Source organism: Williamsia sp. DF01-3 (assembly GCF_023051145.1).
Taxonomy (GTDB): Bacteria; Actinomycetota; Actinomycetes; order Mycobacteriales; family Mycobacteriaceae; genus Williamsia.
Window position 1 is genome coordinate 31,721 of the sequence record NZ_JALKFS010000001.1, and the last position, 16,385, is coordinate 48,105.

Below are 16,385 nucleotides of genomic sequence, written 5' to 3' on the forward strand. Positions count from 1 at the left end.
CCATGACAGCACCCTCGGCAGCGGCCCTACCAGCGCCGTGTCATTTTTTGCTTAACAATGATTCATTATATCGCCATTTCTCCTGTGCCGCGTCGCCATTGGCGATACAGCCAGCCTGAGCCGGATCTATGCGCCTGAGGCGGCGTGGTCGCGGAGGTACTCCCGCAGGTAGGGGAGGGAGAAGTCGACGTACCCGCGCCGAGTGGAGTGGATGAGTTCGGCGGCGATGAGTCGTAGGCGGTATTGGCTCGCGTAGTTGACGTCAACGTCGAGGCGGGCGCGGATGTCGGCCATGGCCGAGGGCCCATCGTCTTGGGCCATCGCCAGCAGAAACGACTTGTCAATGTCGGAGGCGGAGCTCAGGGCGGGTTCATGGATCAGCCGGCCCATGCGCCGGCGGGCGCGAGTGGTGCCCTCGACCGCATCGTCAACGCTGATCTCGGCCTCATCGGGGTGTAACCGCCAGGTTTGGGCGCCGATGAGTTGCAGCAGAAACGGGTAGCCGCCGGTCGCGTCGACCATGACCCCCAATGCCTCGTCACCGATGGTGCGGCCGGCGGCTCTGATGGGTTCGCCGAATCCGCGTTCGACATCGCGGCGCGGGACCGATCCGAGGGTGTGGCGATCAGCGCGGCGCAGGAAGGTCAGGACGTCGTCGTTGACCACGTCGCTGACGCTGGCGGCGAGCCCGGCACCGACGAAGGCCAGGTCTCGGCCTTCCCGGAAGGCGTGTTGCACCGTGCTGGCCAGCTCGCGCAGCTCGGCGAGCTGGTTCTGGTGGATCTCGTCGAGCGTAATCAGAATCCCGGTGCTGTGGTCGGCGAGCAGATCGGTGAGCAGTTCGAGCTGATTGCGTAGCCCGGCCTGCATGACGTGGGTCTCGACCGTGTCCCAGTCCAGTCGCCCCGCGCTCATCGGCGCGGTGACACCTTGGTCCGGCGTCGCACGGCGGCGGGATCGAACTCACGCAGCATCCGGGGCAGATGCTGTTGGGTGATTCGCTCGACGAACCCGGGTGTGGCCGTCTCGCTGATTACGAGCCAGCCTCGTTGACGTGCGAGGTCCTCGACCGCGTTGAGCATGACCGTCTTCCCGCGCCGCGCGCACCGGTGAAAAGAGTCGCCCGTCCCGCCGAGCCCGGCCCGTCCTCGAGGGCCTCGTCGAACTCCTCGAGCATTGCCTCCCGGCCCACCAACAGCGGGGGACTGACACCGAAACTGGCGTGGAACGGGTTGGGCACGGCAAGACGCTACCACGGCGTTAGATAGTTTTAGATTAACTAGACCTGTTTACTCTGACGATTCAACGCGGCCTACGCAGCGAAACACCGCTAGCCAAAGCCGTGCCGAGCGGCATTTCAACCGCTCCTCTCGTTCTCTGCGGTTCATCCTAGCCCGAACAGACGGCCGCCTTGCGCAGTCGGACCGATGTGTCGGACCCGATAGATACGCTGTGGACGTTCGAACGAAAACGTAGGGCAGGAGGCCCACGATGACCAACAAGAGAGTGGTCCAGCAGCGAGACGACGGCGCCTGGGAGGTTCGCAAACCCGGCGCCGATCGCGCGAGTGCGATGACGCCGACCCAGGCCGAAGGCTTTGACCGCGCACGCGACATCCTCGCCAACGACGGCGGCGGCGAGATGCAGGTTCGGGGCCGCAACGGCCAGATCCGAGCACAAGACACGATCGCCCCCGGCAACGACCCGCAGTCCTCGAAGGGGTAGTGACTGCCACGTCCGGCTGCACAGCACCCCGAGAGGGGCACCGTACGGCAAGTGGTGCCGCTAACTGTCCGGTATGCAGATACCGATCGCGGTCACGTCCCACCTACGTGCCACCGCGACCGGCGCACGGGGGCGTTTCGCGGGTGCCGTCATCCGGATCCGGGACAGGCGAAGTCTCCGGCGGCGGCGTGCGCCGCACCCGTGCCGGGCGGTCCGTGAGCTACTCATCCAGCGAGTGGCGGACTTTCGAGCTCGTTACGCAGGCGGCCGAGCAGCAGGCAGTTCGACACCCCCCAGCGCCGCGACCTGTTCCTGTGCCACGCATGGGACGACAGACTCGACTGCGCCACCGAGCTCTACAACCTGTTGCTCACTCACGGTGCGACTGTGTGGTGCAGCGAAAAGGACGTTGGCCTGGGGAAGTCGCTACTGCGCGAGATCGACCGGGGCCTGGCCTGCTCCCGCGTCGGAATCGTTCTAGTCACCCCGGCCCTGCTCATCAGCCTGGCCGCCGAGGGAATCGCCGACAAAGAACTCTCGGCGCTCCTGGCCACCGACCGCGTCATTCCGGTCGCCCACGGAACGACGTTCGATGCGCTACGTGACGTGAGCCCATTGCTCGCCTCGCGGTCCGGGCTCAACAGCGCCGACTCGTCACTCGCCGACGTGGCTGCAAAGATCGCCGCTGCCTCAGCAGCACTCACCGCCCCGCCACTGTGACGGCAGCACAGTACGTTTCGGCTAGACCGATGTGCACAAAGCCCCGGAAGAAACAGGGGACAACGGTATATTGTCTGCGCAACACTCTGCAGCACAGTCTATTTCGCCTCCAGTGACGAGCAGGGCCGCAGCTGCGGCGTACACCGCACCGCCACACCACCTATTCCCGCACGGCGGCGGGTGAGTGCGGCAGCGTTCGGAGTTTCGACCCAAGCCTTGGCCGGCTGGATGCGAGGATGACGATCATGCGGCTCACCGGCTTCGTTGTAGCGCTCATCGCGACATTGCTCATCGCTTCGTGTTCGTCGGACGACGAGTCGACGTCCAGTTCGCCAACGTCCACCTCGCCTACCTCAACGACCGCCGGGCGTGGCGCGACCGTCGGCCAGATCGGAAAGCCTGCCCAACGTGTAGACGGCGCATACAAGATCACACTCATAAGCGTCGTCGATCCTGGCGTGTGCGACACCGAAAACACAGCCAGGCCGCCCAGTGACACCGGCGACCGACTTCTCGTCGCAACGTTCGTCTTCGAGACATCGAATATTCCACTCGATGGCGCGTACTTGGCGACCACAAACTTTTATAGCGTTACCGATCAGACCGTCCGGGCGACGCAGAATGTCGAGGACCAGTATCAGTGCGGGGTCAATTCTGAAGGCCAGACGGCAACGAACAACCCCCTGCCGAACGCCCAGATTCTTCGCACCGGAATCTTCCGTGTGCCGGTCCAAGCCCAACTGCTTGGATACCGCGATCCCGACACACGGCAGGCGTTCGAGTGGGATATCACGGGGATTCCCACGGCCCCGTCCCAGGAGCCTGCGGTTGCCCCACCGCCCGAGACAGCCCAACCGACCACCGCTACGCCACCTCCAGAAGAGCCGGACCCAGCGCCAGAACCGGTGGTGATTCCTCCAGCCACGACCGTCGCACCGGACCTTGACAGTTGCGTCGAGGGGACAACCCGCTACCACGAAAACAGTGGAATTACCTACACCTGCAGGGACGGATCATGGCACGAAGGCCCGTACAACTAGCTACAACACTCGCGGGGAGGCCGGCGATAGCTACCAGGCGATGACGCGGCCCGCTTAAGCTCCCTGGCGATGCACGCACTCTGTGGCCGACCACTGGGCCAGATCGGGTCCGCCTCGCCGTGTCGTCGCACATCCGACAAGGCGTTTATGCATAATCGTCATTATTCATGAACTCTCGGGTGCGCTCGATATTCCAGCACTCGTATCGTGACATCTACTCGCGGCGTGGCTCGATGGCCGGGGTTGCGGAGGGGCGCGCTAGTCGCCGTCGCCGCATCCGGGCCTGGGTCGGCCCCTTCGTGTCTCGGGCCGTTCAATTGATCTCACCGCCGTAGGATCAGTCGTGTTTTCGGTTGGCAACTAGGCCCGTCGGTTTCAGATCCTCTGCGGCCCACCCAACCACGGCGTTCGAAGGCAGCAACCAGGGGTCGGTAGTAGCGCGAACTGATCGCCATCGCGGGTGCAATGAACATCACCGGAGTGTTGTGCGTGCTCGCTGGCGTCGTACGGATGGCATTGATTTTAGTGCCGTTGGCTGTCCCTGGCTTGTCTTCGTGAGTTCATGAGTGTCAATTCGATGGGTGCCGCTCGGGGCGGGACTCAACGCCTCGTGCGATGAGGTCGGCGACTGGTGCCAGCAGATCGTCAGGGTCGATCCGAGTTCGGTCCGTGCGCCAGGTCAGGGCGAGGACGCCGTTGAGCATCGCCCACAGGAGCTTCGCGGTCTGGTCCGGGTTGAGGTCGGGACGGACCGACCCGTCGGCGATGCCGGCGCGTAACGCTGCGGCGAGTTTGCCGTTTTGCTCGTCGGTGAGATCGGCGATGGCCTCGGTCGGCCCGGGCAGCTCGGGTGGGTCGAGAAGCAGCCGGAACTCGTGGGGTCGTTCGGTCGCGAAGCGTATATAGGCATTGCCGGCGGCCAGGATGCGTTCGCGGGGCGTGCCGCCGGTGTTGTAGGCCTCGTCCATGTAGATGCGGTTGGCGGCAAAGGCGCGTTCGGCTACCGCCAGCAGAACGGCGTCTCGCGAGCCGACACGGTTGTAGATGGTCTGTAGTGCCACATCGGCTCGTTCGGCGATCGTCGGCAGAGTGACTGCTGAGGGGCCGCCGCTGCGGAGCAGTTCTTCGGCGGCGTCGATGATCGCCTCGCGGGTAGCTGCGTTCTTGCGGCCTCGGCGGTCTGGAAGGGCCGTAGTCGGGGGTGAGGGCATTGTGCTCACACTTTCATCTAGCCGCGAGTCGGCTTGTCATCTCGGTCGCTGATCCAGCCGTCACCACCGACGGCAGCGATGGCGTCTGGGATGGTGCGGCCGGGAAACCCGACCCGCTCCACGAGGGGGCGGATAATTCCAGGCACGCGGGCGAACAGAGAGTTGGTGCGCGGCGCGACGATGAGAGGGGCACGTCGGGAGATTCCGTCGAGGGCAGCGGACACGACCTCGTCGAGGGTAATCATCTTCCATAGTCCCCTCTTGTTGCCTCCCCATACGATGCTGCCGGCGGCGTCGTCTTGCACCTCGTCCATCATGGCCGTCTTGAAGAAGGTCGGGTGCGCGCTGCCGACGGCGACGCCGTAGTGGCGGACTTCGAGCCGGGTGGCGTCGCAGAGCGCCCACACCCCGGCCTTACTGGCCACGTAAGGACCGCTCAGCGGTGAGTGTACAAATGCAGCCATCGACGAGATCGCGAGCAGATAACCGCCCGTCCGCTTGACGTGGGGCATCGCGGCCCGGAAGGTGCGCCAGGTGCCGTTGAGGTTGATGTCGATGACTCTCTCGTAGACCTCCGGCGCGAGTGTCTCCAGCGGCGCCATGGACCCAACTCCGGCGTTGGCGATGACAATATCGATGCGACCGAAGTGTTCGGCGGCGGCGTCGATCGCATCCTGGACGCTAGCCAGGTCGCGGACGTCCGCGTGCCATCCGCGGGCGACAGAGAGGCTGCCGAGATGTGCAGCCTGTTCTGTGGTGCGGTTCTCGTCGAGGTCGAGGAGGGCGAGGTTGGCGCCGCGGTCGCGGAGCGCCTGGGCAAGCGCGGAGCCCAGTCCGCCGGTGGAGCCGGTGATGACGACCGTGCGCCCGGCAAGTTCGTAGCGGTTCATGGTGGGGTCTCCTACTTTCGGTGTGGTCTTACTGCACCGGCACGTGACGGCGCAGGAAGGCAATCTGATCGGTGACGTTGCGTTCAAACCAGTCACCGACGTAGATGTCGAAGTGGCCGGCGTCGTAGAGTTTCACTTCTCCGAAGGTGGCGTCCCTGGTGTACTTCTGCGTCGCTTTTGCTGGCGCGACGGTGTCGCGTTCGCTGATTGCAAAGTGGATCGGGCAGGTGAGGTCTTTGACGCGGCGACCCGGGAAGTGGGTCGAAATCTGCAGCGCGATCCGTGCTGCTACGTCTTTGGGATAGGTCGCGCCTACGGGGATGAGTGCCTCGACACCTGCTGCCGAGTCCGGGGAGGTCATGAGTGCGGTCGATCCGGGCGCACCATAAGTGGGCACCATCACCGGCGCACGGCCCAGGTGTGAGCCGATAACATCTCGTACCGCGCGGGCGGTGACCTTCACCGAGGTGATGGGCGGAATCACCAGACTCGAAGCCAGGCCGCTGGTGAACGGGCACTGTGCGATCACGGCAGCAACGCGGCGATCATCGGCGCCGGTGATGATGACGTGGCCACCACCGAACGAGGTTCCCCACAACACCACTCGATCAGGATCGATCCCGGGGAGGGTCCGGGCAAACCCCACTGCCGCTTTCCAGTCGGCGAGTTGGGCTTTGACGTCGAGTAGTTGGCGCGGCTGTCCGCCACTGGCTCCGAAGTAGCGGTAGTCAAAGACCAGGCACGCGTAGCCCTGGGCGGTGAATCGTTCCGCGAAGGCATCGAGTCGCTCCTCTTTGACTCCGCCCAGTCCATGCGCCATCACGATGATCGGTGCCGGGCCGTCGGTCGCGGATCGATCAGGTGTGTACAGCCATCCGGCGCACTCATCAGCGCCGGATGAGAAGACGATGTCGGTGCGGGTTGTCTTGCTGGGCATGCAGTTGCTCCTAGAGTGAGGGTGGCTCGGTCGGGTCTGCGAGGGCTGACCGCTACTTCTTCTGGTTCATCTGGTGAAACATCTCGATAACAGATTGAGAGGCGGGCCGGAACTCGATGCCCAGTTCGGTGCGGGTACGGGAGTTGTCGAACGCCAGGGGCCAACCGAGATTGCGGTCGATGACCTTGCGGGACATGCCGGTCGCAGGTGCAGCGAGCTTGACCACGTACTTGGGCAGTTCGCGGCGCGGGAACGAGCGTCGATCGCCGAACTCCTGCCGGAGTATCGTGCCGATTTCCAGTAGCGAGAGTGTATCGGCGGTCGCAATGTAGCGGCCGGAGGCCAAGGATGTGAATGCCGCAGCGATATGGGCTCGCGCTACATCACGAACGTCGACTACACCGAAGATCAGCGCGGGCGCACCGAGTGTCAACGACCCGTCGGTGAAGTGCCGCATCGTCGTCATACTCCCGGAGATGCTGACGTCGGTCAGGGAGGGGCCAAGTACGACCGCTGGGTGAATGCTGACCAGATCCCAGCGATCCTGGGCGTCGTGAATCGTGCGCGCTTGGCGTTCGGCAACGGTTTTGGAGTAATTGTATGGCTGGTGATCGGGCGTGCTGGTCGTATTCCAATCCGTTTCGCCGAACTCGGACTTGCCCTGCATGTCCGCGTTGTCTCCGTAGAGCGCCGCGACGCTGCTGGTGAGCACAACTCGCTTGACTGTCGGCATTTGTTCGACACTGGTCAGGACGTTCGTTGTGCCTCCGAGAGCGGGACGGATGAGTTGCTCCTGGGGATCGCGGATCTTGCCGACGAGAAACGGTGAGGCGGTGTGCATGACCACCTCGCAGCCGGCCATCGCCTCGGCAAAGCTGCCCTGGTCGAGAAGGTCAGCTCGATGCAGTGTCAAGTGGCCGGGGTGCTGCGTAGAGAGGCGGTGCAGGTGTTCGAGGCCCTGCGCCTTGTCGGGGTTGCGAACCGTCGCGCGCACGGTGTACCCGCCCTCGAGTAAATAGCGCACGATCCAACTGGCGATGTAACCGCTTGCGCCGGTAACCAGTACAGGTGCGGTCGGGTCGATGTTGACCGTGTTGGTAGCTGGAGTGGCCACGTCAGATCGCTCCTCGCGAAGTAGAGAGTTGGATGCCCGCCTCGGCGACACCGGTGGTGAGCGGGTCGAGGCCGAACGCGCTGATGGGGTCCAACACACCCGCCTGCGTGATAGCACCGTCTGCGGCCTGAATCGCTCCCCAGGCAAGAAGATCGCCGGTGAAGTCGTAGGCGTTCACCCCCGACAGCGTCGCGCGATGTAGAAGTTGGCCGTCGCCGGCGAACGCCTCCGCAACGATCAGCGAGCCACTACGCTGGCGAGACTCGGCGTCCGGCCCACCGGTCGACCCGGAGACACGCTCCCGAATGAGGTTGATCAAGCCGCGACGTAAGGGCTCCACCGCGCCGATACCTGCCAGCGCGAGTGTCACTGCAGGCATCGCGCGGGTCGTCGCCGGGCCTGCGCCTGCAAGCATGACGTTAACCTCGCGCAGCGACGGGTAATGCTTGGGCAACCCGAAGTGTTCGGTACCGCCTACGCTGAACGCCCAACGCCGCTGTCGGCCATCGAGAGTGAAGGATCGAATACGGCCACCAGTACGTTCGCTGCGCAGCTGCCCGTTGCGAAACCCGAACGACGGTTCAAGCGCAGCTCGCGCCGAACTTGCTTTTGTCCCTCCGCTGATACCGCTATCAAGACTCAGATAGCCGATGTCCACACGAACCGCGTCCGGACCGGCCTCACGCAACGCGAGGCCAGCCGCCACGTGGCCCGGCACCCAGTCGAAACCGAACGCAGTCAGCAACACGCTGTCCGCGCGACGCGCCTCCGGCCCGTAGCGGTCATAGACCTGCCTGATGAACGCCGGCTCACCAGTCGAATCCAGGTAATGCGCACCTGCGGCGGCGGCCGCCTCGACAGCAGCGGCACCCCACTCGACAAAAGGCCCCACAGTCGCCACTAGAACGTCTCCCCGCTCGACCAGCGCACGCACCGACCCCGGGCGAGAAACATCGGCTAACGCCGTGGGCAAACCCCCAAGGTCGGCCGCCAAACGTTCGACCTTCTCGGCTGAACGCGCAGCGAGAACTGGACGGACACCGCGCGACACCAACGATCGGGCAACCAGCTGACCAGTGAAACCTGTCGCTCCGAAAACCACGATGCGCGACGCCATACTCGACTCCCCTCCAAACCGCGAGACTGGACGCAACACACGCCCAGCTAGAACAGGATATAGGAGAGCATACAACTTTAGAAAGCATTCCAATTTTAGATGCCATTCAGGTCGCACTGGCGCCGGTCGCAGCCGCGCTGCGTAGCTATTGGGTGTAGGTGCACCTGCGGTCGTCGGGCAGCAGCGCGGATGTCGCGCCGCTGATCACCCGCAGTCGTTCCCGAACAACGGCTATTCGTCGTTTGTCGCCCGCTAGACGGCATGGCCAGTGACGTGAGTGCCCCAACGAGGACGCGAGCGATCTGCTGTCTGCCGATGACACCTACGTCTGGGATCATCGACCCTCGCTGCTCGCCCTGGAACAGATGCAGTGATTGTTGGTCGGCGTCGTGCATGTCGAACCAGCCCGGTCGGGCGATTGTGAACGGGTTGCCGCTTGCTCGGATCAGACGCTCCCGCGGCGTTTCCAGTCTGGAAGTGGGGAGGCGGCCCCGACGTTGGCGATTCCGATGGCCGACATGAGCACGATGTGCGCATGGCGGTTGTCGAGGGCAAGCAAGATTCGAAGCACGCCCTCGTAGTCGACCCGTCGGGCATCACCGTCGACGGTCGCGGTGATCGCATCGATGCCGTCAACCGCTTCGTCCATCCCGGCTCCGGTCGTGAGGTCCCCGTCGACCAGTGTTACGCCTGCCGGTAACACACTGGTAGCGCGGTTCGGGTCGCGGACGAGCGCAGCAACGTCGTGGCCCAGTTCAGTCGCTTCGCGCACAACCAACCGCCCGACGCTGCCTGTCCCGCCAATGCAAGTACTCGCACTGCGCTCCCGCCATCGTCAATCAGTCCAGATCAACCATCCAGGGGGAGTGCGTTCCCGACAATGGGAAGAAGTTTTCCTATGCTTTGACCGGCCGGTCCAGCGCGAAGCCCGGTAGGAGAGACACGACATCTGAGTAACCGGCCCAGACACGTTCCGCGCCGGCGGATGTAATTGCTGGCCGCGTGGCAGTTCCGTTGATCGGCGCCGGCGTCTGGTGGCTCTAACCCGCACCGCGTCAAGTTTACTTGACATATCTATATAATCGGCGTAACTAGTTGCTGCGCAATATATTTCGTCAACGGTGATGGTGGTTAGCGCCCTGGGCTTGGGGTCCAGGTATAGACCCTCGTGAGGCATGTCGCGGAGCGCGCTACCGCGTCGTGTAGCTCAGGCGCTAGTTGTGCGTCGAGCTGCCCAGCGAATGAGTCGCCGGCGTTGCTCCGCCGTGCGCTCAGGGTGCCGTTCCGCCTCTCGTTCAGCAGCAATCGCTTCCTGCCATGCCCGTCTCATGTCGGGGTCATCGAACAGTGCCGGTTCGAGATTCTCCATGGGGCTCACACCACCTTTCATGTCTACTTCCGCGAACACTAGCGATACCCACTGACAGTCACCGCGAGTCCATCTGATTGCGAATCTTGTTGATCTTGCCCGTCGACAGAACGGTCGCCTCGGCCGTGGCCAGGAGGTGTGCAAGTACTTTCATCATGCCGATATCAGAGTCGGTGAACCCGTCAGTCTCCATGGTGTTTGCTGTCAGCATCCCGAAGGCTAGGCCGTCAGCGCGTACCGCAACCGAGACAAATGACCGGTACTGCCTATTGGCGTTGGTGTCCCATGTATCGGGGACGCTCGACTTTGTGTCGTTGCTCGTGAAAACGTCACCAGAGTCGATTAGCTGCCATACTGCGAGGTCGGGCTGACCGGGTCCTTCGGCAAATTCTGTCGTGAAGGAGTCTTCTCGGTTGCGTGAGTGGGTGTAGGTCCCGGTGCGCATGACCCTGCGGGTTGCTGTCAGGTCTTCCACTCGAAAGTAGCCTGCCCGGGGTGCATAACTTTGAACCAGGTCGCACACCTTGCAGACGATCGAGGTACGAAGTCCGCTGATCAGCTCGTCCTTTGTGGGTTGGTCGGCCACCGCCAGTTCGCGTAGTTGCTCAGCGGTTCCTAGCATGGCGCCATTGACTAGGAGCATTGTGCGGCGGGCCTCCGCTTGGAGCGCCTCGGTCAGGGAGGTCTTTTCTTGCTCCTGCTGATGCTTGAAGGCGCGCTCGTTGCGGAACTTGAGAAAGCCGACGAATGCGGTCAGGACGCCGAGAACAAGGGCGGCTACGCGCGCAACGTTCTGAACTGTGCCAGCCGTGACGCTGATACTGAATGTAGTCAGCGCGGTGAGGACTGCGAGCACACTGACTGCGGCCGTGTAGAGCACCGCATGGTCTTTAATTTGCTTGCTCTCCGTGTCCGTCATGAGTCAGTCGCTGTCAGGACTGTCGGGTAGGGGTAGATCGCGGCGCTCTCGGCGTTCCCTGACCCGTACGTGGTACGAGACGGGTGTGACGGACAGCAGATGGTCGATCATTTCGGTGAAAAAGCCCGGTGGGCTGATGTCGGCGGGTACCAATTCTGGATGGGCGGTAACGGCAGGGTCGGCGATTGTCCCATCCCAGTCGACCAAAAGTAGAGCGGTTGCGGTGTAGCCGTTGACATCTCCTCGATGTCGAAGCTTTCGAACCATGTCGATCGTGCGCTCGAACGCGTCGGGTTCATCGCGGATGATGGTCGCGCGCTGGACGAAGAAGTAGCCGACAGAGGCTAGAGGGTACCGTCCGCGGAGATTGCTAGCGTCGCCGTAAGATTCTTCGAATCGGTTGGGCAGGTTCTTACCGAAGCTCGAGAGTTGGGCCTTGGTCGAGACGAGAAGCTCTGGTCCTCGGTCCCACCGAGCGATCACAACATCGACCTGTTTGGGGTAGGCCTGACCGAGCACACGAGCGTCGACGGGCGCAACGGCAGCGATCGACGGTAGGCGTGCAGCGACCTGTTCCCTAAGTGGTGCTGGCAGTTTCTCGAGCAACACGCTGATGTCCCGAGGGAGCACACGAGGTCTAGAAGCTCTGGGCCACACTTCATCTCGCTCGAATCCTGCTCGCCGAAACTCTTGAGCGATCCACGCATCGATGCCGTTCGCGAACTTGCCGCTCTCCGACGCCGCGCCTTCTGCCACGGGTATACCCAGTAACCGCTCGAGCAGTCGGTAGTCAGGAGTGTAGGTCGGTGACTCACCACGGCGGTGCGCCCACGGATCAGTTGGTTCGTCACCGAAGAGGTGATCGAACTGACTAAACGAGTCGGTGCGCGCCATCAGCTGTGGTGGCGAGGCTTGGCGGCACGAGCGAAGCGACGCGCGGACATGAGGGCGTGCGCGGCAACAAGTTCAGCATGTTGGTCGTCTGACACGCCCAATCCTTGACGAAGGACAACGTGGTCGACGAGGCGCACGGCGCCTAGTAGATCGCCGCGGCGGAGAGCGTCGCGGACCGGTTTCCGCAGATGCCGTAGGTCCGACTCCAACTGCTCGACTAGCTGAGGGGAGGGGATAGGCAATAGGTCTGCCTCTCGCGGCTCGATCTTGAGCATGCCGCCGCCGTAGGCGCGTCCGACGAGCTCAGCTCCAAGAAGAGTCACAGTGTTGAGCGACGCGATGGGCAGTAGCGATGCTCCTGACGATCGGTAGTCGGGTCTCAGATAGATCCCATGGACGCTGTTGAGGTGCACCGCTCTACTGGAGTTGGTGGTCATGCGGGGCGTGTCGGCGTTCATATAGGTGAGCAGCAGATCGGCAGGTTCGCTGATCGGCACCTGCCACCAGGGTGAGCGGACACGACATTTGTAGGCTTCGTGGACTCCGGATTGTTCACCCTCGTCCAGGTAGCGCCGGGCCCCGGGTGACATGGCGGAGCGCTTCACCCCGGGACGAAAGAGCAGAGTCTGCGCGCCTCCGTCGCCGAGCCGGTTCAACGCTTCTGTGGACAGCGACAAGCCACGTAGGTGGCGACTACCTGGAGGTGACAGCCGCACTGTCTCTGAGTCACGAAGTCGCAATCGCCTTGCTTGGGCAGGAGACAGGGCGAAATATTGGTTGCGGCCAGTGACCGCACCTAAAGTCGTGTCGCCCCACTCGTGCAGCACCTCGAACCCCGCGCTGTCGGTGAGAGCCGAATACGCCTCGAACGCAGTCGCGGGCAGCAGGGCCGGCGTCCATTTAGCCCGCGCATGCGCTGGCCGCCAACGGTGTTGAGCCGCACCAGATGACAGTTCGTCGTCGAGGTCGTCAATCGAGCGGACTTGGTGTAGTTCGCAATGATCCGTGCCCCCATCTGCTAGGGCGTCCTCGGCCAGGAGCAGCACGACCTCTTCCTGGACCCCCGGGAACACCCGTTCTGTAAACATGATGAGGCGCACCCGGCCGAACCGTTCCATCAGGTAGCGGCGCACCTCTGCGGCATAGTTCACCGATAGAAGCTCCGCAGGAACAACGAGGCCGAGCCGTCCGCCTGGGCGCAGAAACTCGGCTGCGTGCACTGTTGCTGCCGCCCACATTGAGGCGAGGCCGGTCAGACCAACGCCGCCACGAAGCGCAGCGCGCCTGCTGGCGAGGCGGGCGGCACCTGAATGATCCTGGTACCGGACGTAGGGCGGGTTGCCGATGACGACATCGAATCGGCGCTTGCTGGGGACCTCAAAGAAGTCGTCGACACGAATGCTCGCTGCGCGACCTGTCGCTTTCACCAACCTGGCCGCAGCCTGAGCGCTCGGCTCGTGAATCTCGATCCCCTCAAGCTGGGGGCGCGTGCGTGGAGAGTGCAATTCGTCCAGCCGAGTCGCCGCTGAGGTCAGGAAAGCAGCTTCGCCGCACGAAGGTTCTAAGACAGTGTCGACAGGAGTGCGGATTGCCCAGCGAGAGACGAAGTCGGCTAACGCCGCCGGCGTGAAAAACGCCCCGCGAGCCTTCCGTAGAGCGAGCGAGTCCTCTAGCTCGGTCGCCGCAGTCTGCAGTATCCGAGTCACGCTACTGACCCTTCATGCAGGGCGTCGGCTAAGATCGCAGCCGCACATTCGCTGACGGATGTGCCTCGACTCGAAGCTTCCTCTGCGAGCTGGTCGGCGAGCCCGACCGGCACCCGAACTAACACAGCTTTGCGCTCGCCGCGCCAGTGGCGCCGGCGCGACGTTGTCACCTCATGTTCTGATTGCACCCGAAAGTTGTATCAACTTTCACTGACACCTCTCGTGAGGCGCGCTCGGAACCAGCAATCTATTCGGTGATCGGTAAGTTCGTTAGCGCGGCAACAGGTTGAAGACCCCGTAAGCCCGCCCGTGCCGCGCCTTTGTCCCAGCCCACCAGCACCGTGTACGGCCCAGCCGGTGCCCGTTCGGGCAGCTACGAGGTGGATTGCGGTCGGTGTACATGTGGCTCCTTCATCGAGCCTTCTCCCTCCGCACTCGCGAGCCTACGGACTACCCCGGACAGACGGAAAGCCGCGACCTGGTGAAGGGTCGCGGCTTTCGACGTCGTGGACTGCTAGTCGGCGAGTTTGGCGACTGCCTGGGCCCAGAGGAAGTACTTGTTGGTGCCCAGATCGCGCACGGTCTTGATGTTGAACGCCTCTTTGAGGTGCTGGGCATCGCCCGGGCTCACCCCTTGGAGCGCCTCGACGGGGGCGTCAGCGAGCTCACTGATCGGCTTTTCCTCGTATGCCTTGTCGAACTTGTCGGCAATTCCACCCATGAAGATGACCTCCTGTGCTCGGTTCGGTGTACCGGGTTCGGCACACCGCCACCATCGTAGGAGCGTTCGACGACCCGATCGCCGTCATCGACAACGGATTCGCACCCCTATGGCGTCGTGCCCAGCACGGATTCGAGGGCAAGGCACCCGGCGTGTTTGCGGGTGTCGCGCCAGCACCTGTACGTGTCGTTGCACCTCCCCGCCTGGCGACATCGTGGCCGGACCGCAGCACGTGTGCCGTCCCTGCCGGCGGGGCATCCTGAACGGGTGCCGCCTGTTCCCGATCCGATGCTCGCCACCCTGGGCGAAGCCCCATCTGGCGAGGGATTAGAATCTGATCGTGCACGGCACCCTGACATGGGCCGGCGCGGGAGCTGACATCCTGGCCGACCTCGGGGTTCAGGGGTCGAGCATGGGAAAAGTGTTGGCCGGGCGTGCTGGTGACCAGAGGTATCCCTGGCCCAGACGGGCGCCGATCATGCGGGCTTGGTGGGCGTGTTCGGGGGTTTCGATGCCTTCGATGACCAGGAACTGGCCCAGTTCGGTGGTCAGCGCGGTCAGAGCGCGGGCGATGGCCCGGCCGGTGGGAGTGTGCAGCGCTGAGCCGACGGTGCGGTCGGCTTTGAGTCCATTGACGCCGATCGAGAGCAGGTGCTCGGCGGGCAGCCAGCTACCACCGATGTCGTCGAACACGATCAGGTAGCCACGGGCCCGTAAGTCGTCGATGACGTGCGCGTCCATGAGTGCTGTGGTAGACACCGCAACTGTTTCGGTGATCTCGAGTATCACCGAACTGGGGTGCACTCCCGCCGCGGACGTGACCGCATCGATCTTCTCAGCGCAGTCAGAACGGTAGAAGTGATGGGCCGAAAAGTTCACGGCGACAGCCACGTTGTCGGCGTCACCGCGGGCGCCACGCCACTGCTGCAGGTCCGCCAGCGCACGCGTCAACATCATGAGATCAAAGTCGATGATCAGCTCGGACTGCTCGACCAGGGGGATGAACGCATCAGCGGCCAGAACCCCCCGGACCGGGTGTAACCACCGGGCCAAGGCCTCGACCGCGACCACAGCGCCGGTGTGCAGATCGACGATCGGCATGTACCACGGCACGATCTCACCGCGATCGAGCGCAGCCGCAACCTCAGCCACCTCCACCGCCGCACGATGTGAAGCAGCGGTAGGGGTGTCTCGGTCGCGGCGGGTAGACCACGCCGCCGCCAACGCCTCTGCAGCCAGCACCGCACACTGCTGAAAGCCCGCGTCATCAAAGTCGCGTGCGCGGCGGGCGTGGATGTCGAGGACACATAACGTGGCCAGCGGCGAGCCGTCCTGGCCCCCCACTGGAATTCCCGCATACGCTCTAAAACCGCTCTCGCGCACCGGATCAACGACATCGCGATGCTTGTCCACATCACCGCTGACGTCGGAGATGACGATCGGGGCGCCGCGGGCGATCACACCAGCACATGCTGATTGTGCGACCGGGACACTGCCACCGGCTTCGTAACCGTGGGCGGCAACGGTGTACTGCCGGCCTACGTCGATCACATTGATCATCGCCACCGGGCACCCGGTCACCCGCGCGGTCACCGCGACCACAGCACGCAGCGCTGGCGTGGAGGGCACTAACAGGTCCGGCACCCCCGTCGGGGTGGAGTCAGTGGTGTGGTCCATAGTGAGCGCGCTCCTCGGCCAACCATCACGTACTCCGACGTCGCGACGGATGCAGCCAGTGTCGCAGATTCGCCGGTGCCCACGGCAACGTTGCTCTCATCACGCCGCCGACTATCACTTTAGTGGTCACCGCGTCTGCCCATAACGGCGAGCTCACCTGCCGCTGCGGCCGTAAAGGCAGCGTGGCGAAAACCGTTCACCGATCAGACACTGACGCCCTATAGCGTGCATTCTTTACCCGTCGATGGAGCAGCGACATGTCCACGAACCCGACCTTCGCCGGATCAGGTTTTGGCCCCGGACCCGTCGTTATCTATCCGGCGTGTGCGGGCCGCGCTAGGGCCA

Annotated in this window: 17 protein-coding genes; 3 read left to right on the top strand and 14 right to left on the bottom strand. The window is 63.6% G+C overall.

The window, feature by feature from the left end:
• Window positions 1-126: 126 nt before the first annotated feature.
• Complete coding sequence (locus MVA47_RS00185) at window positions 127-915, bottom strand: ATP-binding protein (protein ID WP_247206233.1); 789 nt, start codon at window positions 913-915, stop codon at window positions 127-129.
• Complete coding sequence (locus tag MVA47_RS00190; RefSeq protein WP_247206234.1) at window positions 912-1,082, bottom strand: hypothetical protein; 171 nt, start codon at window positions 1,080-1,082, stop codon at window positions 912-914. The genes MVA47_RS00185 and MVA47_RS00190 overlap by 4 nt, the downstream gene beginning before the upstream one ends.
• A gap of 409 nt (window positions 1,083-1,491) precedes the next feature.
• On the opposite strand from MVA47_RS00190, the gene MVA47_RS00195 reads away from it, so the two are divergent.
• A complete protein-coding gene (locus tag MVA47_RS00195) occupies window positions 1,492-1,725 on the top strand; it encodes a DUF2188 domain-containing protein (RefSeq protein ID WP_247206235.1) in 234 nt (77 codons plus the stop codon).
• A gap of 366 nt (window positions 1,726-2,091) precedes the next feature.
• Window positions 2,092-2,445 (top strand): toll/interleukin-1 receptor domain-containing protein, encoded by a 354-nt coding sequence (locus tag MVA47_RS00200; RefSeq protein WP_247206236.1) that lies wholly within the window; start codon window positions 2,092-2,094, stop codon window positions 2,443-2,445.
• 353 nt (window positions 2,446-2,798) lie between these two features.
• Here MVA47_RS00200 and MVA47_RS00205 read toward each other — a convergent pair whose 3' ends face one another.
• The 11 genes from MVA47_RS00205 to MVA47_RS00255 form a co-directional block, all read right to left on the bottom strand.
• Window positions 2,799-3,179 carry a hypothetical protein gene (locus MVA47_RS00205; RefSeq protein ID WP_247206237.1) on the bottom strand — a complete coding sequence of 127 codons (381 nt, stop codon included), beginning with the start codon at window positions 3,177-3,179 and terminating at the stop codon, window positions 2,799-2,801.
• Between the two features lie 875 nt (window positions 3,180-4,054).
• Window positions 4,055-4,696 (bottom strand): TetR/AcrR family transcriptional regulator, encoded by a 642-nt coding sequence (locus MVA47_RS00210; protein ID WP_247206238.1) that lies wholly within the window; start codon window positions 4,694-4,696, stop codon window positions 4,055-4,057.
• Between the two features lie 17 nt (window positions 4,697-4,713).
• Window positions 4,714-5,586, bottom strand: a complete 873-nt coding sequence (locus MVA47_RS00215; RefSeq protein ID WP_247206239.1) for an SDR family NAD(P)-dependent oxidoreductase — start codon at window positions 5,584-5,586, stop codon at window positions 4,714-4,716.
• Between the two features lie 28 nt (window positions 5,587-5,614).
• Window positions 5,615-6,523, bottom strand: coding sequence for an alpha/beta hydrolase (locus tag MVA47_RS00220; RefSeq protein ID WP_247206240.1), 909 nt, complete (start codon window positions 6,521-6,523; stop codon window positions 5,615-5,617).
• 52 nt (window positions 6,524-6,575) lie between these two features.
• A complete protein-coding gene (locus tag MVA47_RS00225) occupies window positions 6,576-7,637 on the bottom strand; it encodes an NAD-dependent epimerase/dehydratase family protein (protein ID WP_247206241.1) in 1,062 nt (353 codons plus the stop codon).
• A gap of 1 nt (window position 7,638) precedes the next feature.
• Window positions 7,639-8,754, bottom strand: coding sequence for a trans-acting enoyl reductase family protein (locus tag MVA47_RS00230; protein WP_247206242.1), 1,116 nt, complete (start codon window positions 8,752-8,754; stop codon window positions 7,639-7,641).
• A 445-nt stretch (window positions 8,755-9,199) separates the two neighbouring features.
• Complete coding sequence (locus MVA47_RS00235; RefSeq protein WP_308280450.1) at window positions 9,200-9,559, bottom strand: SDR family oxidoreductase; 360 nt, start codon at window positions 9,557-9,559, stop codon at window positions 9,200-9,202.
• A 622-nt stretch (window positions 9,560-10,181) separates the two neighbouring features.
• The gene (locus tag MVA47_RS00240; protein WP_247206244.1) at window positions 10,182-11,042 is read right to left on the bottom strand and encodes a GAF domain-containing protein; all 861 of its coding nucleotides are present in this window, start codon (window positions 11,040-11,042) and stop codon (window positions 10,182-10,184) included.
• A gap of 3 nt (window positions 11,043-11,045) precedes the next feature.
• On the bottom strand, window positions 11,046-11,936 hold the full coding sequence (locus MVA47_RS00245; RefSeq protein WP_247206245.1) for a hypothetical protein: 891 nt from the start codon (window positions 11,934-11,936) through the stop codon (window positions 11,046-11,048).
• Window positions 11,936-13,642, bottom strand: coding sequence for an N-6 DNA methylase (locus MVA47_RS00250; RefSeq protein WP_247206246.1), 1,707 nt, complete (start codon window positions 13,640-13,642; stop codon window positions 11,936-11,938). Before MVA47_RS00250 ends, MVA47_RS00245 begins: the two co-directional genes overlap by 1 nt.
• 514 nt (window positions 13,643-14,156) lie before the next feature.
• Window positions 14,157-14,363 (bottom strand): hypothetical protein, encoded by a 207-nt coding sequence (locus MVA47_RS00255; RefSeq protein WP_247206247.1) that lies wholly within the window; start codon window positions 14,361-14,363, stop codon window positions 14,157-14,159.
• Window positions 14,364-14,377: 14 nt separating this feature from the next.
• Here MVA47_RS00255 and MVA47_RS00260 point away from each other — a divergent pair, with 14 nt between their 5' ends.
• Window positions 14,378-14,626 (top strand): hypothetical protein, encoded by a 249-nt coding sequence (locus MVA47_RS00260; protein WP_247206248.1) that lies wholly within the window; start codon window positions 14,378-14,380, stop codon window positions 14,624-14,626.
• 136 nt (window positions 14,627-14,762) lie between these two features.
• On the opposite strand, the gene MVA47_RS00265 is transcribed toward MVA47_RS00260, so the two are convergent.
• Entirely contained in the window at window positions 14,763-16,040 is a 1,278-nt protein-coding gene (locus MVA47_RS00265; RefSeq protein WP_247206249.1) for an EAL domain-containing protein, read from the bottom strand.
• Window positions 16,041-16,385 lie beyond the last annotated feature (345 nt).